19 protein-coding genes and 1 pseudogene are annotated in these 21,025 nt (G+C 44.3%); 10 read left to right on the top strand and 10 right to left on the bottom strand.

Features of this window, described 5'->3' with window-relative positions; all coding sequences use genetic code 11:
- Positions 1–77: 77 nt before the first annotated feature.
- From carB to JMY02_RS01215, 4 genes are all read right to left on the bottom strand, one after another.
- Complete coding sequence (gene carB, locus JMY02_RS01230) at positions 78–3,341, bottom strand: carbamoyl-phosphate synthase large subunit (RefSeq protein ID WP_201594364.1); 3,264 nt, start codon at positions 3,339–3,341, stop codon at positions 78–80.
- 64 nt (positions 3,342–3,405) lie between these two features.
- Entirely contained in the window at positions 3,406–3,825 is a 420-nt protein-coding gene (locus JMY02_RS01225; protein ID WP_201594362.1) for a hypothetical protein, read from the bottom strand.
- Between the two features lie 134 nt (positions 3,826–3,959).
- Complete coding sequence (gene carA / locus JMY02_RS01220; RefSeq protein ID WP_201594360.1) at positions 3,960–5,189, bottom strand: glutamine-hydrolyzing carbamoyl-phosphate synthase small subunit; 1,230 nt, start codon at positions 5,187–5,189, stop codon at positions 3,960–3,962.
- Positions 5,190–5,475: 286 nt separating this feature from the next.
- Positions 5,476–6,027 (bottom strand): phosphatase PAP2 family protein, encoded by a 552-nt coding sequence (locus tag JMY02_RS01215; RefSeq protein WP_201594358.1) that lies wholly within the window; start codon positions 6,025–6,027, stop codon positions 5,476–5,478.
- Between the two features lie 150 nt (positions 6,028–6,177).
- On the opposite strand from JMY02_RS01215, the gene JMY02_RS01210 reads away from it, so the two are divergent.
- Positions 6,178–6,714 carry a gamma carbonic anhydrase family protein gene (locus tag JMY02_RS01210; protein WP_201594356.1) on the top strand — a complete coding sequence of 179 codons (537 nt, stop codon included), beginning with the start codon at positions 6,178–6,180 and terminating at the stop codon, positions 6,712–6,714.
- A gap of 103 nt (positions 6,715–6,817) precedes the next feature.
- Here JMY02_RS01210 and JMY02_RS01205 read toward each other — a convergent pair whose 3' ends face one another.
- Positions 6,818–7,267, bottom strand: a complete 450-nt coding sequence (locus JMY02_RS01205) for a hypothetical protein (RefSeq protein WP_201594354.1) — start codon at positions 7,265–7,267, stop codon at positions 6,818–6,820.
- Between the two features lie 175 nt (positions 7,268–7,442).
- Here JMY02_RS01205 and JMY02_RS01200 point away from each other — a divergent pair, with 175 nt between their 5' ends.
- From JMY02_RS01200 to ppnP, 3 genes are all read left to right on the top strand, one after another.
- On the top strand, positions 7,443–8,144 hold the full coding sequence (locus JMY02_RS01200; RefSeq protein ID WP_201594352.1) for an HAD family hydrolase: 702 nt from the start codon (positions 7,443–7,445) through the stop codon (positions 8,142–8,144).
- A gap of 131 nt (positions 8,145–8,275) precedes the next feature.
- Positions 8,276–9,371 (top strand): peptide chain release factor 2 gene (gene prfB, locus JMY02_RS01195; protein ID WP_201594350.1). Its coding sequence is split into 2 segments (ribosomal slippage): positions 8,276–8,347 and positions 8,349–9,371, totalling 1,095 coding nucleotides; the frame shifts between segments, so codons are not numbered across the junction.
- A gap of 44 nt (positions 9,372–9,415) precedes the next feature.
- On the top strand, positions 9,416–9,700 hold the full coding sequence (gene ppnP, locus JMY02_RS01190; RefSeq protein WP_201594348.1) for a pyrimidine/purine nucleoside phosphorylase: 285 nt from the start codon (positions 9,416–9,418) through the stop codon (positions 9,698–9,700).
- Positions 9,701–9,817: 117 nt separating this feature from the next.
- Here ppnP and JMY02_RS01185 read toward each other — a convergent pair whose 3' ends face one another.
- Positions 9,818–10,270: a GNAT family N-acetyltransferase gene (locus tag JMY02_RS01185; RefSeq protein WP_201594346.1), complete on the bottom strand. Its 453-nt coding sequence runs from the start codon at positions 10,268–10,270 to the stop codon at positions 9,818–9,820.
- A 179-nt stretch (positions 10,271–10,449) separates the two neighbouring features.
- Between JMY02_RS01185 and JMY02_RS01180 the strand changes: the two genes are divergently transcribed.
- The 3 genes and pseudogenes from JMY02_RS01180 (at position 10,450) to JMY02_RS01170 (ending at position 13,054) form a co-directional block, all read left to right on the top strand.
- Positions 10,450–11,568 carry a DNA topoisomerase IB gene (locus tag JMY02_RS01180; RefSeq protein WP_201594344.1) on the top strand — a complete coding sequence of 373 codons (1,119 nt, stop codon included), beginning with the start codon at positions 10,450–10,452 and terminating at the stop codon, positions 11,566–11,568.
- Between the two features lie 178 nt (positions 11,569–11,746).
- A pseudogene (locus JMY02_RS13770) lies at positions 11,747–12,005 on the top strand (IS3 family transposase); the annotation flags it as partial.
- A gap of 269 nt (positions 12,006–12,274) precedes the next feature.
- Positions 12,275–13,054, top strand: a complete 780-nt coding sequence (locus tag JMY02_RS01170; RefSeq protein WP_201594340.1) for a transglutaminase-like domain-containing protein — start codon at positions 12,275–12,277, stop codon at positions 13,052–13,054.
- 206 nt (positions 13,055–13,260) lie between these two features.
- On the opposite strand, the gene JMY02_RS01165 is transcribed toward JMY02_RS01170, so the two are convergent.
- The gene (locus JMY02_RS01165; protein ID WP_201594338.1) at positions 13,261–13,602 is read right to left on the bottom strand and encodes a hypothetical protein; all 342 of its coding nucleotides are present in this window, start codon (positions 13,600–13,602) and stop codon (positions 13,261–13,263) included.
- Between the two features lie 369 nt (positions 13,603–13,971).
- Between JMY02_RS01165 and JMY02_RS01160 the strand changes: the two genes are divergently transcribed.
- Entirely contained in the window at positions 13,972–14,841 is an 870-nt protein-coding gene (locus tag JMY02_RS01160; RefSeq protein ID WP_201594336.1) for a DMT family transporter, read from the top strand.
- Between the two features lie 25 nt (positions 14,842–14,866).
- On the opposite strand, the gene JMY02_RS01155 is transcribed toward JMY02_RS01160, so the two are convergent.
- Genes JMY02_RS01155 through JMY02_RS01145 form a run of 3 tightly spaced genes read right to left on the bottom strand, consistent with a single transcriptional unit; the run spans position 14,867 to position 17,963 of the window.
- The gene (locus tag JMY02_RS01155; protein ID WP_201594334.1) at positions 14,867–15,634 is read right to left on the bottom strand and encodes an ABC transporter ATP-binding protein; all 768 of its coding nucleotides are present in this window, start codon (positions 15,632–15,634) and stop codon (positions 14,867–14,869) included.
- 32 nt (positions 15,635–15,666) lie between these two features.
- Positions 15,667–16,929: an ABC transporter substrate-binding protein gene (locus JMY02_RS01150; RefSeq protein ID WP_201594332.1), complete on the bottom strand. Its 1,263-nt coding sequence runs from the start codon at positions 16,927–16,929 to the stop codon at positions 15,667–15,669.
- On the bottom strand, positions 16,926–17,963 hold the full coding sequence (locus JMY02_RS01145; RefSeq protein ID WP_201594330.1) for a FecCD family ABC transporter permease: 1,038 nt from the start codon (positions 17,961–17,963) through the stop codon (positions 16,926–16,928). Before JMY02_RS01145 ends, JMY02_RS01150 begins: the two co-directional genes overlap by 4 nt.
- A 439-nt stretch (positions 17,964–18,402) precedes the next feature.
- Between JMY02_RS01145 and JMY02_RS01140 the strand changes: the two genes are divergently transcribed.
- Positions 18,403–20,130: an AMP-binding protein gene (locus JMY02_RS01140; protein WP_201594328.1), complete on the top strand. Its 1,728-nt coding sequence runs from the start codon at positions 18,403–18,405 to the stop codon at positions 20,128–20,130.
- Between the two features lie 102 nt (positions 20,131–20,232).
- Entirely contained in the window at positions 20,233–21,012 is a 780-nt protein-coding gene (locus tag JMY02_RS01135; RefSeq protein WP_021813820.1) for an SDR family NAD(P)-dependent oxidoreductase, read from the top strand.
- The last annotated feature ends 13 nt before the right edge of the window (positions 21,013–21,025 follow it).

Genomic DNA, 21,025 nt, shown 5'->3' with positions numbered 1-21,025 from the left:
ATTGTCATATAAAAACCAATAACAAGTGTCGTATCAGCTTTTATATAAGTCTGACAGTTATGCCTAATCTACTGAAATTATTCAGCCCCGTCAATAGTCTTTGCTTGTTCATGTAAATCTTGTAATTTATAAACTTCAAATGGCAAGTCAATCGTATAAGATTTACAGACCGCATCTGCCGCACCCAAAGTGGTGACATAAAATACTTTGCCTTGCAGCGCGCTACGGCGGATAGAGAATGAATCCTCTTGTGCCTGCTTGCCTTCAGTTGTATTAATAATAAGGTCGATTTTGCCGTTTTTCAAGGCGTCGACGATATGAGGGCGGCCTTCGGTGACTTTGTTGATTTGCTTGCATTCAATGCCAGCATCGCTCAGCACTTTTTTCGTGCCAGTCGTTGACACGATATTGAAGCCAAAGTCTGCCAGCTGACGAGCGATTGGAGCGATTTGCGCTTTGTCACTGTCACGAACGGAAATAAAGACCGTTTTGGTTTCGCCTTCAGTCGGTAGACCTGGCAGACGCTCGTTACTGCCGATGATGGCTTTATAGAATGCTTCGCCAAAGGTTTTGCCCACGCCCATCACTTCGCCTGTTGATTTCATCTCAGGACTCAAGATTGGATCAACACCAGGGAACTTGGCAAATGGGAAAACTGCTTCTTTGACTGCGAAAAATGCAGGAACAATTTCATTCGTAAAACCTTGGTCTTTAAGCGACGTGCCAGCCATACAGCGAGCAGCAACCTGCGCTAATGACGTGCCAATACATTTAGAGACAAACGGCACTGTACGTGCGGCACGTGGGTTCACTTCTAAAATGTACACCGTTTCGCCTTTTACTGCGAACTGGACGTTCATCAGACCAATGACGCCCAGCTCTTTTGCCATGGCGACGGTTTGCGCGCGCATCACATCACATAGCTCTTTAGATAGTGAGTATGGAGGTAGCGAACATGCTGAGTCACCTGAGTGAACGCCAGCTTGTTCGATATGCTGCATGATACCGCCGATGACGACGTCTGTACCGTCACATACACAGTCCACATCGACTTCGATGGCATCATCCAAGAAACGATCTAGTAATACAGGGGCTTCATTTGACGCTTGCACGGCAGTGCGCAGATAATGTCTTAGCTCATCTTCGTTATAGACGATTTCCATAGCGCGGCCGCCTAAAACATAAGAGGGGCGTACCACCAATGGATAACCGACGTCTTTTGCTTTAACCAAACCATCTTCTAAGCTAGTCGCCAAGGCATTGGTTGGTTGAACAAGGTCTAATTGCTGAATCATATGCTGGAAGCGTTCGCGGTCTTCAGCGCGGTCAATCGCATCAGGGCTAGTACCAATGATTTTGACACCAGCGGCTTCAAGGGCACGGGCAAGTTTCAATGGCGTTTGACCACCAAACTGAACAATCACACCGTCAGGATTTTCGATACGGACAATTTCTAGGACGTCTTCTAAGGTAATTGGCTCAAAGTATAGACGGTCAGACGTGTCATAATCGGTTGAAACCGTTTCAGGGTTACAGTTGACCATGATGGTCTCATAACCGTCTTCGCGCATGGCAAGGGCCGCGTGTACACAGCAGTAATCAAACTCGATACCTTGACCAATACGGTTAGGACCACCACCAATGACCATGATCTTCTTGTTATTGGTTGGATTGGCTTCACATTCGCTATCGTACGTCGAATACATATAAGCGGTGCTGGTCGCAAATTCTGCTGCACACGTATCCACACGCTTATAGACTGGATAAACGTTTAAATCCCAACGTTTTTCACGCAATTGCTTTTGTGAGACACCAAGCAATTTAGCAAGACGCAAATCTGACAATCCTTTACGTTTAAAGCTACGTAGATTTTTCTCATTCAGTTCACCAAAACCAAGTGACTTAACCGTGGCTTCTGTTTTGACGATGTCTTCAATTTGCACCAAAAACCATGGGTCAATCTTAGTGAAGTTAAACACCTCATCGACGCTCATGCCGACACGGAAAGCATCCGCAATATAATAAATGCGTTCAGGCGTTGGGATGGTCAAGCGATTGATAATTTCGCTACGTGCTTTATCAGTTGGCACTTTCGATAAGTCGATTTGCTCATCAAAACCATCATTACCTGTTTCCATACCACGTAAGGCTTTTTGCATAGATTCTTGAAAGTTACGACCAATCGCCATGACTTCACCAACCGATTTCATTTGGGTTGATAACACACTATCGGCTTGCGCGAATTTTTCAAAGTTAAAACGAGGTATCTTAGTGACAACATAGTCAAGCGCTGGCTCAAAACTCGCTGGGGTTTTGCCGCCAGTGATATCGTTTTGTAATTCATCAAGGGTATAGCCAATCGCCAGTTTGGCCGCAATCTTGGCAATCGGGAAACCAGTGGCTTTTGAAGCCAATGCTGATGAGCGTGATACGCGTGGGTTCATCTCGATGACGACCATGCGGCCTGTGTCAGGGTTGATACCGAACTGGACGTTTGAGCCACCCGTTTCCACACCGATTTCACGCAGTACTGCCAAAGAGGCATTACGCATGATTTGATATTCTTTGTCGGTCAATGTCTGTGCTGGCGCGACCGTGATTGAGTCGCCTGTATGCACGCCCATAGGGTCAAAGTTTTCGATGGCACAGATGATGATGCAGTTGTCGTTTTTGTCACGAACCACTTCCATCTCGTACTCTTTCCAACCGATTAATGATTCATCGATCAGCAGCTGATGGTTTGGCGATAAATCAAAGCCGCGCTCACAAATCTCGATAAACTCATCACGGTTGTACGCGATACCACCGCCTGAACCGCCCATAGTAAATGATGGGCGAATAATACATGGATAGCCCATTTTTTCTTGTGTGGCAAAGGCTTCTTCCATGGTCTCAGCAGTTTCAGCACGTGGACACTCAAGGCCGATACGTTTCATCGCTTTGTCAAATAAGTTGCGATCTTCTGCCATTTCAATCGAGTCTTTGGTCGCGCCAATCAACTCACAATTGTATTTGGTCAACACGCCATGCTTGTCTAGATCCAAAGCACAGTTTAGAGCGGTCTGTCCGCCCATGGTTGGCAAGATCGCATCAGGACGCTCTTTAGCAATGATTTGCTCAACCGTCTGCCACGTAATTGGCTCGATATAGGTTGCATCCGCCATGGTAGGGTCGGTCATGATGGTCGCAGGGTTTGAATTGACCAAGATGACACGGTAGCCTTCTTCTTTTAGTGCTTTACAAGCCTGCGCGCCTGAGTAGTCAAACTCACATGCTTGGCCGATGACGATGGGGCCTGCGCCAATGATAAGAATGCTTTTTATGTCGGTACGTTTTGGCATAATGTTTTTAAGTCCTATTTTGGCGGGTTGGGATTTTAAAATGGTGTTTCATGAGTTATGAAAATTACAAATGACGATCAGTTTTTTCAGTAGCGATATCAAAGCGTGTCAAAAACACGTCGAATTCATGCACTGACTGTGAATAGTTAGACAACCCAATTTCCAATACATGGTTAATCGCATCAAAAGACTGTCCAATAGACAGTTCAGTGTGTTTGGCCAACATCTCAGAAAACGCCGCTAGTTCACTAATAGTAAATCCATATTCATCCTTTGCCGCTTTTATATCATCGAATATTATCGCGATAATATCTGTATCTAAAGAATGGGTATGTATGGCTGGAAGATTAGGGATAACATCTTTTAATAAATCAAACGGCAGATTGGTATTAAGATCATTTAGTAGAGCAAAGGCAAAGTTCCATCGCTGCTTAGCAGATAGATCAGAGAGATACTGAGCATATTGCGCTTGCAATTTTTGCAATACAATATTCCGTGACCTATTGGACTTCTGCTTATTCTCTTTATTCATGTTTTCAGAAAATGCTTTATAGTCTGATAAAGCATTTTCTATTTCATTACTACTTTTTCTATTAAATATGTTAGAAAAAAGATTCACTATTTAGCATTTTCCATCATCTCAGCAAACTTATCAAAGAGTGGCGCGCAGTCATGAGGGCCGGGGCTGGCTTCTGGGTGACCTTGGAAGCTAAATACTGGCTTATTGGTCAACTCGATGCCTTGGTTAGTACCATCAAATAATGAACGATGCGTAGATTTGACGTTGTCTGGTAGCGTGTCTTCATCCACCGCGAAACCATGGTTTTGACTGGTAATCATGACTGTGCCTGTGGCTAGATCTTGTACTGGATGATTGGCACCATGATGGCCCGTTTTCATTTTGATGGTATTTGCGCCACTGGCAAGACCAATCAGCTGATGACCTAAGCAGATACCAAAAGTGGGGATGTCTGTCTTTTCAATGATATGACGTACGGCATCGATGGCGTAACTACAAGCAGCAGGATCACCAGGGCCGTTTGATAAGAAAATACCGTCTGGGTTCATCGCGAGAACGTCTGCAATAGGGGTTTGTGCTGGTACGACCGTCACATGACAACCGCGGTCGACTAGCATGCGTAAAATATTGGTTTTGCTACCAAAGTCATAAGCGACGACATTGTATTTTGCATCAATATGAGTGCCCAGCTGCTTAAAGAAGCCGCCCGTACCACTGTCGTGACTGCCTACTAGGTCACGATTGAGTAGGGTGTCTGATAGATCCCACGTGCCCGCTGTCCACTCAAAACTCTCTGTCGTGCAGCACTCTTTTGCTAAGTCCATGCCTTCTAGTCCAGCAAACCCTTGTGCCAGCTCAATTGCTCTTTGCTCATCATCGCTGCTGATCGTCTCGCCGTTCGAAGCGGTCATGATACAGCCGTTTTGAGCACCTTTATCACGCAATAGACGAGTTAATTGACGCGTGTCAATTTCAGCGATAGCAACGGTATCATTGCGCTCTAGATAATCCGCAAGCGATTCAGAATTTCGGAAGTTGGAGGTAACCAAAGTCGCGTCGCGGATGATGAGGCCGTCTGCCCACACTTTGTGACCGTTGCCAGACTCAGTGTCCTCGCTGTTGGTTCCTGTATTACCAATGTGCGGATAGGTGAGGGTCACTAACTGACGCGCGTAGCTTGGGTCGGTTAGGATTTCTTGATACCCAGTCATGGCTGTATTAAATACTACTTCACCAACACGATGACCTAGGCTGCCGATACTGACACCGCGAAAGATTGTACCTTCTGCTAGTGCCAAAATTGCTTGTGTTTCTGTCGATGAATTCAAGGATTGCCTCCGCTGTTATTGGTGAGTGCCATCATGTTTTGTTGGTTAAGATATTGGTCTGCATCCCTTTGTTATCCTGACGTGACCACTGGTTAGATCAGGATGATAAAAGGGCAATACCCAAAAATTTCCCACAAAAAAGCGAGAAGACATTATGGATGAAAACTACAAAACTCACTGGATAGTGAATAGGTAACTTGCATCATGTCCGCTCGCTTAGGCACAGATTTTGCGTATTATATACAAAATAGGTCGGTATGGCTAGTATTAAGGGCAAACGCAGTGATTAAAATTGATAATGGACAGAAAGCCCATAATAGTCAGGTTCTAGATTGGTGGTGATTACCAGTTGATCGTTATAGCTTTTTGTCAGATACATACTGCTGGCAACGCCTAACGCTGCACCAGCCAGTACATCAGCCACATCATGTTTGTCTGCTTGAACGCGACTATAACCCACAAAAGTAGCACCAACATAGGCAGGTATACTATATTCTAGTCCATAGCGTTTATGGATAAAGCTTGCGCCTTGAAACGCCATAGAAGTATGCCCTGAGGGAAAGGAATCATTATCGCTGTTGTCTGGGCGTTCTTTATCAATGGTTGACTTTAGAGCATGAGTTACGGCAAGATTGGCTGCAAACGATTGATAAAATTGCTGACGACCCTCCTTATCATCCATGTGATAAGTACTACCGTAAGCAATGGCAGGTATGGCAAAGGATAGAATGTCTCCTGCTTTGGCAATATCAGAGCTATTGCCCGCATGAGCAGGGGTAGTGGCAATAATGCTACTTGATAACAATATAAAAGTAGCTGTATGTTTTTTGCTGATCATTGCGGCAAGCCTAAATAGGTTTTATTGGCGGCATTATACTACAAAGTTTTTATCAGTCTTTATGACGGTTAGATTTTACGTCACATTTCTTTATGAAAGGATTTCTACGACAGATCGTCTTTTATAAAATATAACAACTAAGGATGGATTATGATTTATCAGTATTTAGACAAAACGCCTGAGTTTGCTGTGCCATTTAACGGTTGGGTGGCTGATTCAGCACGCGTGATAGGCGACGTATATTTGGGTCATCAAGCCAGCGTTTGGTTCGGTGCCGTGTTGCGCGGCGACAATGAACGCATTCATATCGGTGATTATAGTAATGTACAAGAAAACAGCGTGATTCATACCGATGCTGGTATTGAAGTAAAGATAGGCAACTATGTCACCATCGGTCATTTAGCAATGTTACATGGCTGCGAAGTTGGTGATAACAGTTTGATTGGTATTGGCGCGGTGGTCTTGAATAATGCCAAAATTGGCAAAAACTGTATTATTGGTGCCAAGGCATTGGTTACTGAAGGTAAAGAAATTCCTGATAATTCGCTAGTCATGGGCGCACCAGCAAAAGTGGTTAAGACGTTAACCGATGACCAAGCAGCAATGCTAAAATTATCAGCAATGCATTATGCTGAGCGCTGTCAGAAATTTAAAACAGGTTTAAAGGAAATGGCAATGCCAGACTAAGTTTAGCGGTAGGTAAGTAATAAAGTCATAAGTTCTGGTGTCTCTCTTTTATCTTGAACGGTTTATATCCTATTTATATTTTTGCTTCTTATATGATTGGCCTTTATGCCATCAACATCATAACCAGCCAAATAATGGCAAAGATAACAATACCAATAACTAGTCCGCGAAAAATATCATGGCGTACAGAATAGTCACTTAGGTAAGCGTTCTGATTGCTCGTTTCGTCGATATTTAACGCATTGACACTTTCAGCACCAGCGGATTTACCAACGATGAACCCCATTAACGCCCCAAGTATCAACATAAAAGGGGTAAAGAGCCAGAAAATGTCGCCATTGCCATGACCGAATATTGAACGAATAACTACAATGGCTAAGTCTATCAGTAGGCCACCAATGCCATACATTAGCGCGTTCAAGAGTGCATACATCAGACGATCTAAGAATGACTGATCGTTATTCTCTGATTGGCGCTGCCTAATTGCTCTAATTGAGCGAGCAGGTCTACGTGGTCTGTTAGGCAGGTCAAGTTTATCATTAGGCGATTTCATAGCGTTCTCTAGATTTTTTAAACGGACTATGAAAAATAAGTTACCATGATTTTGTTTGGTAAACAGTAATGTTTTCGCAAGCTTATTTATCAAATTTTTTTCATAGAAACATTTATATCAGAAGTAATTTACATTAAAAATCCTATTTTTCAACAAACAATAAGAAGGTCTCACTATGCAGGCGACTCAAGCACAGAATTATCAAAAAGAATTGGCATTATTTGATTTAGATCATACCTTACTCGATGTTGATAGCGACTATCTGTGGGGCGAATATATCGTCAAGCATGACCTTGTTGATGAAGCTGAATATCGCACGGCCAATCAAAAGTTTTATCAAGATTATATCGAAGGCACGCTTGATGCGACTGAATATAATGAATTTGTCGCGCAGTTTTTGAGTAGTCTACCGATGGACAGACTGCATGAGCTGCGAGAAGATTATATCAAAAGTGAAATCGAGCCACACATCCGTCCAAAAGCGATGGAGGTATTGTGTCAGCACATTGAGCAAGGACATGATGTGGTGATTATTTCTGCAACCAACGACTTTGTGGTGTCTGCTATCGCTAAACGGTTCGGTATCGAAGCCGCCAATGTATTATCGACCCCACTTGAAATAAAAGACGAGCGCTATACTGGTAAATTAATGGACAAGCCAAACTTCAAAGAAGGTAAGATTTATCATCTCAATAAATGGCTCGATAAGCAGCAAGGCGTCGGTATCAATTTTAAAAAAACCTATGCGTATTCAGATTCTAAGAACGACATTCCACTGCTTGAGTGGGCAGATGTGGCTATTTGTGTGTCACCTGATGACGCATTACATGCCCATGCGCTCGCGCATCGCTGGGCAGTAGAAGATTGGTCAATATAGTTTGCTTAGTGTATGGTCAATCGTAATTAGCCAACCATTTGACGTCAATCTCCTTTAAAATAGCACTTTATTGGTTATACACTCGCTGTTCAAGAAAGAAAACAGGCATTATTCAAAAAACAGGAAAATTTATGGAAATCAATTCGTATCAAGAAAAAATCAAAGATTTGTCTGAACGTGGGCAGGACTTGCGGAGGTATCTTTGACTTCGATGGTAAGCAAGAGCGCTTAGAAGAAGTCAATTTAGAATTAGAAAACCCTGAGCTATGGAATGACCCAGAGCGTGCGACCAAGATTAACAAAGAAAAAAGTCATCTTGATGGGGTCATCGATGTCGTGGTCTCACTTGAAACCACGTTAGAAGATGCCGCCGCGATGCTAGAGCTGGCGGTAGAAGAAGATGATGAGTCACTGCTTGCCGATGTGCAGAGCGAGCTCGACAATGCGGAAAAACGCGTTGCAGATCTTGAGTTCCGCCGCATGTTCAGTGGTGAGATGGATCCAAATAATTGCTATTTGGATATTCAGTCGGGCAGTGGTGGTACAGAAGCGCAAGATTGGGCAGAAATGCTACTGCGTATGTATACACGCTGGGCTGAGTCTCATGACTTCAAGGTTGATGTGATCGAAGTCTCCGCTGGCGGTGTCGCTGGGATTAAATCGGCAACGATTGAGATTAAAGGCGATTATGCTTTTGGTTGGCTTCGTACCGAAATTGGCGTGCATCGTCTGGTACGTAAGTCACCATTTGATAGTAACAATGGACGTCATACGTCATTTGCTGCGGTGTTTGTCTCGCCTGAAATCGATGATAATGTCGAGATTGACATCAATCCTGCAGATTTACGCATCGATACGTATCGTTCATCGGGTGCGGGTGGTCAGCACGTCAATACCACGGACTCTGCTGTGCGTATTACCCACGAGCCGAGTGGGGTGGTCGTAACGTGTCAGAATGAGCGTAGTCAACATGGTAACAAAGCCACCGCCATGAAAATGCTGCGCGCCAAGCTTTATGAGCTTGAAATGCAAAAGCGCATGGAAAAACAGCAAGCGGTCGAAGATGGCAAATCTGACGTTGGTTGGGGCAGTCAAATTCGCTCTTATGTACTCGATGACTCACGTATCAAAGACTTGCGTACGGGCGTTGAAACCTTTAACACCGGTGCTGTGCTAGATGGCGACCTCGATCAATTTATTGAGGCGAGCCTAAAAGCGGGTCTGTAACAATACCTTTGAAACATTACCTAAACTCTTATTAAGGATGAATTATGCCAAGCGTTAATAATTATTTTGATGATAAAGTCACTTCTATCGCCTTTCAAACAGCAACCAAGCCTGCCACCGTTGGTGTCATGGAAATTGGTGAGTACGAATTTGGTACCAGTGAGTTTGAGACCATGAGTGTGGTCAGCGGTGCACTGACGGTTAAGCTACCAGAAAGTGATGAATGGCAAACTTTTAATGCTGGCGAGCAGTTTACCGTTGACGCCAATAAAAAGTTTCAGGTAAAAGTAGAAGTCGAAACGGCTTATTTATGTGTGTATGGCAAATAATATTTGTTGAGTTAAAGCTGTATTTATATGACTAATGCTGTCTTGAAACAACCAACGCCAAGTGTTTAACGCTTGGCGTTTTTTTATGGTCATTTTAAAAGAAGTGGGTTCCCAATACTATAAGTTGTGACGATATTGAACCATGTCGGTCAAGCTCGCAATTTTGTCATAAAGTTGGCGCGCGTCGGTATTGCTTTCTTGCGTCGTCCAATAGACACGATTACAGTTTTTCTGATTGGCAAAATCATAAACTTGTTCAATCAGAGCACGTCCTACGCCTTTACCGCGCACAGTTTCACTCACGTATAAGTCCTCTAGATAACAACACTCTGTGGTATTCCATGTATTGGGATGCAGTACCACATGGGTAATACCTACCAAAATATCATCTTTCCACGCCCCAAATCCATAAACGGGGACATCGTCATTAAGCAGATTGCGCCACGTCGTCTCCGTTGTAGTTGACGGCAAACTGGTCTCATAAAATGTCAGATAGTTTTGCCATAAGTGTAACCAAAGGTCGTAATCAGTGAGAGCTAGTGGTTTTATTTTTATAGATGAATGGTTCATTTTATTTTAATAAACTTAAGTCGTGAGTAGTGCTAAATTATGCCTCAAAAGCGCATCGTTTAGAACCCTTGTACCCACTTTATTTTACACAGGATTACACTTTATCCGTGGCAAATAAACAGTAAAAATAGCCTGAGTTCATTATGCTAAAACGATTCATTCATCAAGCGAGTATTGTTATGACTAAGGCAGACCAACAGACCACCATGCCGGATGTGCGTCATGATTATGAGCACTTAGCTGGTTTGGCAAATCTGCGCTATGTGAGCGACGATGAACCGGGATATGGACGCAGACGTTGGGGTAAAGGGTTTACTTATCGAGATGCGACTGGCAAAACGGTAAAGGACAAAGCCTTGCGTAAGCGGTTTGATGCGTTGGTAATACCGCCAATGTGGTCAGAGGTTTGGATATGCCGAGACAATAAAGGACATCTGCAATCAACAGGGCGTGATGACAAAGCACGTAAACAGTACTTGTACCATCCAGAGTGGGATCGCGTTCGCGACCAAGCCAAGTTTGATGCCATGATCGGCTTTGCAGAAGCGCTGCCAAACTTGCGCGCCCAAGTCGAAACAGACTTGGAGGCAACACCTTTATCACGAGCCAATGTCCTCGCGGCGGTGGTCAAACTGTTAGAGACTACCTTGATTCGTATCGGCAATAGCCGTTATGCTAAGTTGAATAAAAGCTATGGTCTCAGCACATTACGCAGCAAGCATGTCAGCGAAACGGACACAGGCTTGGCGTTTGATTTTGTTGGTAAAAGCTCAAAGGAACATCATATTGAATTGCAAGATGAGCGTTTGATAGAGATTATACAAGCATGTTCTGAGTTGCCTGGTTATCAAGTTTTTAAGTATTTGGACGAAAATGGTGACAAGCAAGCGGTCGATAGTGCTGATATTAATGACTATCTACGGACACATACTTGCCTTAATGACAGCAGTGGTCAACTGTATAGCGCAAAGGATTTCCGTACGTGGATGGCCAGTGTCCTCGCAGCTAGTCACTTGTATGATGCGCTGCAAACATCCGCTGGTAAATCCATATTATCCAGTAGTCCTGAAAGCTCTGATCGCCAGCAGCTGGTCACTGATATGGTCAAAGAAGTGGCAGAAGCACTGGGTAATACCCCTGCTGTCTGCCGTTCTTCTTATATTAATCCTATTATTATTGAGAAATTCTTAGCGGGTCAGTTTTTTGAGCCTTATAAACAAGCCCGCCGTGGACGTACCAAGAATTATCAAAGCTGTGAAGAAAAGGCATTGCTTGGATTTCTGAACACAGTAAAATAATAGAATGTGGGCATAAACCGTCATTGCTTAAATTCGAGATTAGGATCTTGTTCAATACGATCCAGTATTCGTTAAACGTATTATCGCTGAGGATATCGCTATTTTAGTGCAACCGATACAATGGTTTTTTTCGAGTCTAAAGTAATTTGCCATAACATCTGTTATGGGAACAATGGCAGCGTTAAATCAAGCGCTAGCAGACAGAAACAAGCCCAAAGATGTGATTCATCATAGCGATCGCGGCGTTCAGTATCTATCCATTCGCTATACTTATAGTATGACTGATTGCGGCGTGATGGCTTCCGTTGGTACAACAGACGATTCATACGATAATGCCTTGGCTGAAACCGTCAACGAGCTATATAAGTCTGAGGTGATTGAGTACCTAAAAGAGCAGTGGCATGGGGTGAACGATGTTGAACTGGCAACCCTTGAATAGGGGGGGGCGCTTCGAGCATAGCTCTCGTCTTGCAAAGCTAAATCGATAATGAATCGATTTTTAACGCTTCTCAGGTTGAATAAAGCCCGACTGCATAGTGCAATTGGTTATGTCTCACCTTTTGAGTTTGAAAAGCGGTATTATGATAATTTAACCCTGTCAAGCATTGCTGCCTGACACAAGTAAACCAGCCTCTGATATAGTGGGGACGATTCAGCCCCACGCGATCGTCAGCCCGCCACATCAATACTCTTAGGGAGTTCGAACATGATCCTGAAACTTAACGTCAAACTCCATTATCGGCTCTCAGAGCCGATGGACCTTTTGCTTCAGATCGAAGCCCCCGATCTTGTGGATCAGCGGGTGCGTTCGACCGAGATTTGGACATCAGACGTTGCGCATTTTTCGCGGGTCGCCGCCGATGATGGCATAGGAGAGCGGATTTGGATCCGCGCCGAAGGGGATTTTAGCTGCACTTACATCGCAGAAATTGCCGTTGACCGTCCTGCTTTGGACATATCGGCACTGCCACAAACGCCCCTCCATCTTTTGCCCGGAGAGACGATCAAGCATTTGATGCCGTCTCGCTATTGCCCGTCAGACCAGTTCCAAGCCTTCGTGGACGCCGAGTTTGGCGATCTCGCTGGCGGCGCACGGATTGCCGCGATGCGCGATTGGATCGAGTCGGCGTTTAGCTATGTGCCCGGATCGAGCCACGCACAAACCACCGCGCTCGACAGTTTTGTTCAACGTCAGGGCGTATGCCGTGACTTCGCGCATGTTCTCGTGGCACTAGCGCGCGCGTCGTCGATACCGGCTAGGTTCGCGAGCGTTTATGCGCCCGATGTAACGCCACAGGACTTTCATGCCGTGGCCGAAGTCTATCTCGGGGGGAGCTGGCACCTCGTTGATCCGACCGGCATGGCAGAGGCTGACACGATGGCCCGCATCGGTGTTGGATCTGACGCGTCCAGCGTCGCGTTCTTAACCGCGTTCGGATCCATAGAATTGGTCAACCAATCGGTATCTGTGACCAGACAAGCTTAGGATTCTGACCCTAGGCATGCGGGCCTGCGTTTAAAACAGACACTGTCCCTCATGCACGATAAAAACTTTACTAAAGCGTCTCAGGCTGCTGCCTTTTTAGGAGTGATCCCTATTCAGTCTCTAAACCCATTTTCAAAGTGGTATATTCATTCAATGAGTTATCAATCTATGTTCGGTACGCTATACAGGCATCGATCTGTTGGATACTAACGGCTATTCAATAAATGATTGTCAACACTCGCTATTAAACTAGTTATATCATTTCTTAAATTTGTTAATATTTTATTCGCTTCAACTCTTTCGTTAAAATCCTCTCTCCAAATGAAGAAATCAGAAAAGCTGCCGTTACCAGAATTCATAAAAAAATAGGTGTTTCCAACGCTTTTAATCGTTGCTTTAGCATTTTCATTATATTCTAAAGAAAACTGTATCATATTTAGAATTGAGTTGATTCCTCTTATAAAGTTGTCTTCATTCTCCTGTAGTAAAATTATTTTTAGTTTATTAAAAAGCACATCTAATTTAATTAGCTCATCAGTATTATCCATTTTATTTACCTATCAATTTTTCTGAAATAACGTTAGTGATATAATTTTTTATAGGGTATACCCCAGCGGAACCAATTAATTCACTCTTCAAACCTATTAATAGACCACTTAAAACAGACTGGTATAATTGAACCACTTATATTAGAGCGTGTTTGATGACTCAACCAAATATATTGAATTTTTTACAACCTTCAAACAACATAAAAGGGTTGGGATTTAAGTCATTTACCCAAGTATTTCAAAATTTTTACCGTCAGGCTGCCTGATATAATCTACCAAGTGTTTTTGTCCGTGATTGATAGCACAGGTCGCTATTACAGGGAGGCAGAATGCTACAATAGCGTTTTTTCACCATTTGATAAATTGACAATGATAAAAACAAAATATGCGTTAGGCTCAGCATGGATGATTGTGGCGGCATTTTTATTTGCTTTAATGAGCATTTTGGTAAAAAATGCTGGCACACAGCTTGATATGAATTCTTACGAGTTGGCGTTTTGGCGGTCAGTTTTGCCTGCCTTGATAATTTTTTGTGGGACGCTCGTGCGTCGGCAAACCCTTAAGACTCCATTTTTTTGGGGGCACATGAAGCGTAGCGTCGCAGGTACAACCGCTTTATTACTGGCTTTTTATGGGTTAAGTCAACTGCCTTTGGCAACCTCTGTGACCCTTAACTATACTTCAGTGGTATTCATTGCCATTTTATCCATTGTCTGGCTAAAAGAAACGCCTTCGTTAAAAACGTGGATAGCCCTGTTAATGGGTTTGGGCGGTATTTGTTTGATGCTGAAACCTGCCTTTGAATCAGATAGGTTGATTCAAACCTTGATTACACTGAGTGGCGGCATTTTTACCGCTTTTGCCTTATTACAAGTGCGAGCGTTGTCGCTGATGGGCGAACCTGCTTGGCGAATTGTGTTTTACTTTTCGGCGGTGGCAGCGGTCATCTCGGCAGTGTTGGCAACGTGGGTGGGGTGGCATCGTCTGACGCCAGAAATCTTGCCTTATATAGCCGGTATTGGTGGCGCAGGATTGTTGGCGCAGCTCGCAATGACTCATGCGTATCATGTGGGACAAAAATTTACGGTGGCGGCGTTGTCTTATTTAACTGTGGTATTTGCGTCCATTTATGGGGTAGTATTTGTGGGCGAAACCATCGGCTTAGTAGAGATTTTAGGTATTGTAGCAGTGATTTTGGCAGGGGTGGTTAGTAGCTTTCCTGAGAAGAAAGCTGGTTAAAATTGCATTAACAATGATAAATAATTTAATCGATTTTTCGGTAAGGATGCACAACAGGCAACCCTCGGCTACTGGTCAAAATCTCGATGTCTACTTGATACACTTGGCGTAAAATCTGAGGCTGTAACACTGCGTGAGGCGTACCTTGTGCTTGGATTTTACCATCTGCCAATAGCAACAATTCATCAGAGAACTGAGCGGCAAGACTTAAGTCATGCAATACCATCAAGCAAATAAGGTGATTTTCTTGAGTATAATGTCTCACCTTTTGTAATAAATTGATTTGATGCGCCATGTCCAGTGCCGACACAGGCTCATCAAGTAGCAGAATTTTGGGACGACGTAGCAAGGCTTGGGCAAACATGGCAAGCTGACGTTGTCCTCCACTTAATGCACTGATAGGACGATGTGCCAGCTCAGCAATATTTAATTGTGCCATCAGGTCAATTGCCTCACGCATCAAGTCATCGCTAATATGCCGACCCAGCGCGTCCATACGCCCCAATAGCACTACCTCAAGCGTGTTAAGCTCGGCATCGGTATGGCTATCTTGGGGCATATAAGCAATGGGTTTACGCCATGCCATCAGATGGGCTTTACGTTGCACGGTGTCTCGATAGCGGACACTACCCAAAAACGCTAATTCACCAAAAATCGCCTTTAATAAGCTTGATTTTCCTGCCCCATTTGCCCCAAGCAGCGTATATATTTTGCCTGAGTGGAACTGGGCATTGATATTTTGGGCAACAGTGAGCGAGCCACGCTGTACGGTTAAATGGTCAAGTTCAAGCATTATTATATCTTTATAAAGTTAATGGCAAAAAATTAAGCAAATAGGTTACGCATCCAACTAACCAGTTTATCCCACCATGACATTGTTTGAGGCGGCGTAGCGGTTGGCGTAGTGTTGGCGGTGGTCAGTCCTGTGTCGGCTATTTCGGGTGCTTTGGCTGTCGTTGATACATTGTCTTTACAAATACTTGCGCCACAGCCTAGCTGGATAAAAAACGTGCCGCTCGGCTTGATTGGCAAGTATTTTTCATGAAAATTCATGTAAGTTTTTTCAGGATCTATATCGGCAAAGGCCTCAGGATACAGAGCCTTTGCCATAAACTGAGCCGATGCCAAGTCAGACAACGAGCGAGAAGCTGTGTGATAAATGCCATACACACGGTTATTTTTTACCGCCGGTAGATTTTCCCAACCGTTACGTGTGGTAAAGCCTTTGAGCCGACGTTGGGCTTCATCGGCACTGATATCAATACCCATTGCCATAGAGTCGGTCTGTTTCATACCAACTTCTGTGCCTGAGATAATAATAACCTCAGGTTTACTCACCAATAGTTGCTCGGGGTTAATAGGTCCCCAGTTTTCGACAAACGGTTTACTGATGTTATCACCGCCCACCGTATCGGCAATCGCACCCCACATATTTTTGCCAAAGGTAAAACTGTGCTCTTTTGGTCCTTTGTCACCAAATTCAACATAGATTTTTGGCTTGGCTGACTCGGTGGCTTGCACCCGCTTTTGGATATCAGCAATCCCATCGGCGTACTCTTGGGCGACTTGGTTAGCCCGTTGTTCTGTCCCTGCAATTTGCCCAAATATTTTGGTGCTTTCGGTATGCCTTTTGACACTTTGTTCGTTATAATCGACCACAACAACAGGGATGTTTGCCGCCTCGAAACGGGCCATTTCGGCTTTTAGTGTATCGTATTGCTGCTTTGCCAATATCACCACATCAGGTTTCAGCGCCAAGGTTTTTTCAAGCGAAAACGTGCCTCTATCGATATTGCCAATATCGCCAATGCCCTGTAAATTGGGCAATTTTTCATTATACAATGCCCAGCTACCAGGGTTGAATTCTTCCCAAAACTCCCGAGAAATACCCACCACTTGCCCAAAACTATCTGCCCCCGTTGCCGCAATATAATCCGGATAATAAAACCCTAACACCACCCGTTTGGCAGGCACATCGACTTTGACGTCACGCCCTAGTACATCATGAATGGTCTTGATTTCAGCTTGTGCATTCATCGCTGTCATTAATACTACTGTCGTCAACGTGGCACGAATAAATTGTCTCACCGCTTACTCCAAATAATCCAAAACAAAAAGGGAACGCCCACAAATGAGGTCACAATGCCAACAGGGAATAATGCCCCCGGAATAATAATCTTCGATAATACCGATGAAAAGGATAAAAAAGCCGCTCCAGCGAGCATGGTTGCTGGTAAAAAATAGCGTTGGTCTTCTCCCACCAATAGGCGGGCAACATGCGGGGCAACCAAGCCGATAAACCCAATGACGCCCACAAAACTGATCGCCGTTGCCGTCATCATAGCGACCAAAATTAGTGTTCTAATACGCAATCTTGTTAAATTGACGCCAAGGGCGGCGGCTCTCTCTTCCCCCAGACGTAAAGCCGTTAATTGCCAACCATCTCGCATCAATAAGGTAATGCAAACCGTACTGACCACCGCAACCACCGCAATATTTGTCCACGTGGCTTTGTTCAGGTTACCAAATAACCAAAATAGAACTTGCTGGGATACTTCAGGCGATGCGATAAATTGCACCAACGATAACAGCGATTGAAAAATGAACAAAAGGGCAATGCCCACCAGTATCAAGGTAGCGGCGGCAAATTGCTTTAAAGAAGCGAATAAAAACAACACCGCTGAGGCTAGCATGGTCATGACAAATGCCCCGATCGGTACGGCATACTGTATAGGTAAACCAAAACCACCAAACGCAATCACGAGCGACGCCCCAAACCCTGCTGCTGCTGCAAGCCCCAAGGTATAAGGGCTTGCCATGGGATTGTTCAATAAGGTTTGCATTTCAGCGCCGCCTGCACCAAGCGATGCACCGACCACTAACGCCATCAAGGCAACGGGCAAGCGTAGATCATAAACAATGGTATGGGTGGTATCTTCCACGCCCGTTAGGTGTAATAAGGCCTCAATCACATCCCTTATAGGTAACATCGAAGGGCCTGTCATCACATCTAAAATCAGCCCCGCTAAGCACGCTACCGCAAACGCCAACAACACTAGGCGGCGCTTGTTCTCGATTTTTCGTTGCTCACGAATGATACGCTCGCTGACTGATTGAGTCATTTTATAATCCATAGGGTTAGAGCCATATTAAACAACCCTATTGTGTTCGCTTGAAATTTGAATTGAGGATTATAATGGTAATGATAAATATTCGCAATTAAATACTAAGTTTTCTCATTAAAACCAATTACTTTAAAATTAAAGATTTAAAAAGTAACAGGAATTATGTTCCACTTAGTCTGAATGAATATTAACCAATTAAAGGTCATCTGAGAATTCGAACCATATAGGGCGGTAAGGAATTTTGTCGAGCTTTGATGCCATATAATTGTCTGGACGAGATTTTTTATAAATGATACGTTATGTATTGAAATAAATATAAAAATGCGTTACTAATAGATCATGTTAAATACGATTGCACACGGCCTATAGGATGTGACCGTCTTGCAATTATCAAAACCATTTTACCAGTGACCTGCTATTGCTAAAGGATTAGCTTATGAATATCTCCTCTCAAAGTGCTTCTTTAAGCCCTTCATCGTTAGACACGGATACCAGTCCTAAAAATGCACCAACGAATTATCGTGACTATTATGATAACTTCGATATGAATACATTGTTGACGGAAATATTTGGCGAGCATGTAGACGATCGTTTGAATGCCTATATGGCGTGCTGCGGTCGCCATGTGCGTGACGGTCGTGGCGATACTATCGCGCTGGTGCACGAAGACACGGCGGGTAATGTGACGCAAATGACATTTTCGGAGCTTGATAACGCGAGCGCCCAAGTTGCCAATTTATTGCAGTCTTATGGTGTACAGATAGGCGATCAAGTGGCGACCATGCTACCGCGCACGCCAGAGCTACTGACCATTGTATTGGCCACATGGCGGATTGGAGCAGTCTATCAACCGTTATTTACCGCTTTTGGTTACGATTCTATTAAGTACCGAATGGACAAAGCAGGCACCAAAGTGGTCTTTACCAATCAGGAGAATCGCGGAAAATTTGAAAATTTGGCCGAGCAAACCAAGATGGTACTGGTTGGCAGTGTCGCGGACGCTCAGACGTGGGGTGACGACAACTATAGCAAGTCATTGGCGACGCAGCCGCAAACAATAGAGCCTGTGATATTAGATACCGCTGCGCCATTTTTGCAGATGTTTACCTCAGGTACGGTTGGTAAATCTAAAGGGGTCAGCGTACCGTTATCAGCGCTATCCGCTTTTTATCTATATATGCACTATGCCATCGATCTACGCAAAGACGATCACTATTGGAATATGGCAGATCCGGGCTGGGCGTATGGATTGTATTACGCCATCACAGGACCATTATTATTAGGCATTACCACGTATTTTAATGAAGCTGGCTTTGATGCTGCCAACACTCGCGACTTTATGATACGTCACAAGATTAGCAATTTGGCTTCTTCACCAACGGCATTTCGTATGATGAAATCCAGCGGGGTGTTTGACAACGTTAATGACGATGCTAATGACAGCAGTAAACTATTTTTACGCTGTGCCAATTCAGCAGGGGAGACGTTAAATACTGAAGTGGTCAATTGGGTCGAAACCTATTTAAATTGTAAGGTTTGTGATCAGTATGGTCAGACAGAGACGGGCATGACCTGCTGTGAGCATCATGCGTTGACACATGAATGTCCAGTCGGCTCTATGGGTATGGCATTACCGGGGCACACCCTTGTCGTATTGGACGATGACATGAACGTGTTGCCTGATGGCGAGCAAGGGCAATTGGCAGTCGTGGTCAGTCAGTCGCCAGCGTTTTATTTTCGTGGCTATAGCTGGAATGAAAAGCAAGCGTTCGCTGATGATTACTATCTGACAGGTGATGTGGTCGAGCGCCATAGCGATGGCAGTTATTGGTTTTCAGGACGAGATGATGACATTATTATCACTGCAGGTTATCGCGTGGGGCCAACCGATGTTGAAAACACCGTGCTAGAACACGAAGCGGTTGCAGAATCAGCCGCCGTTGGTGTGCCGGACGAGGTGCGTGGTCATACCATCAAATCGTATGTGGTGCTAAAAGACGGCATCGAAGGGACTGAAGAGATTGCCAAGCAAATCCAAGAATTGGTACGTAAGCGTTTATCAACTCATGCATACCCACGTGAAGTTGAGTTTGTGGCCGCGCTACCAAAGACGCCCAGTGGTAAGATTCAGCGCTTTTTATTACGTAGCTTGTCGGTGGCTTAAATGTAGTCGGTTTAAAACAAGGCATTATACTAGGATGCATTTTTCTCAATAAAAATATTGAATGAAAACATTGAATAAAAATAGCTATATAAAGGAATCATCATGCAAATTAAAGAAAACAGCTTTTTGGTCACGGGCGGTGCATCTGGATTGGGTGAATCAGTGGTTCGCGCTATCGTCGCTCAAGGTGGTAATGTCGTCATCGCTGATCTCAATGAATCTGCCGGACAAGCATTGGTCGATGAGTTGGGTGATAACGCACGTTTTGTACGCTGTGATGTAACCAGTGGTGATGAAGTACAAGCGGCTGTCGATATGGCAGAAAAAGCGTTTGGCGGTCTGCAAGGTTCGATTAATTGTGCGGGTATCGCAGTGGTACAAAAGCTGCTAGATCGTGACAACAATCCAGCCGATCTTGAGTCCTTTAGTCGCGGCGTCAATATCAATCTTGTGGGTTCTTTTAATGTTGCGCGTTTGGTCGCGGCCAGTATTGCCAAGCGTGTGGCTCATGATGGCAGTGATGAGAAAAATATCGATCAAGGTGTCATTATCAATACAGCCTCTATCGCGGCCTTTGACGGTCAAGTAGGACAAGCCAGTTATGCGTCGTCGAAAGCGGGTGTGGTCGGTTTGACTTTGCCGCTGGCTCGTGAGTTGGCGCGTCATGGTATTCGTGTCATGACCATTGCTCCTGGAGTCTTTGCGACGCCAATGATGCAAAGTATTCCCGAAAAAGCGCGCGAGCAGTTGGAGGCTGGTGTGCCTTATCCAAAACGTTTGGGCAATCCAAATGAGTTTGCCAAACTGGTCACTCATATCATTGATAATGCGTACTTAAATGGTGAGGTCATTCGTCTAGATGGGGCGATTCGTATGGTATAAGTGCTTTTAAGTG

It is taken from the genome of Psychrobacter vallis (genome assembly GCF_904846715.1).
Taxonomy (GTDB): Bacteria; Pseudomonadota; Gammaproteobacteria; order Pseudomonadales; family Moraxellaceae; genus Psychrobacter; species Psychrobacter vallis.
This window is presented reverse-complemented; position numbering and strand designations above follow the sequence as displayed.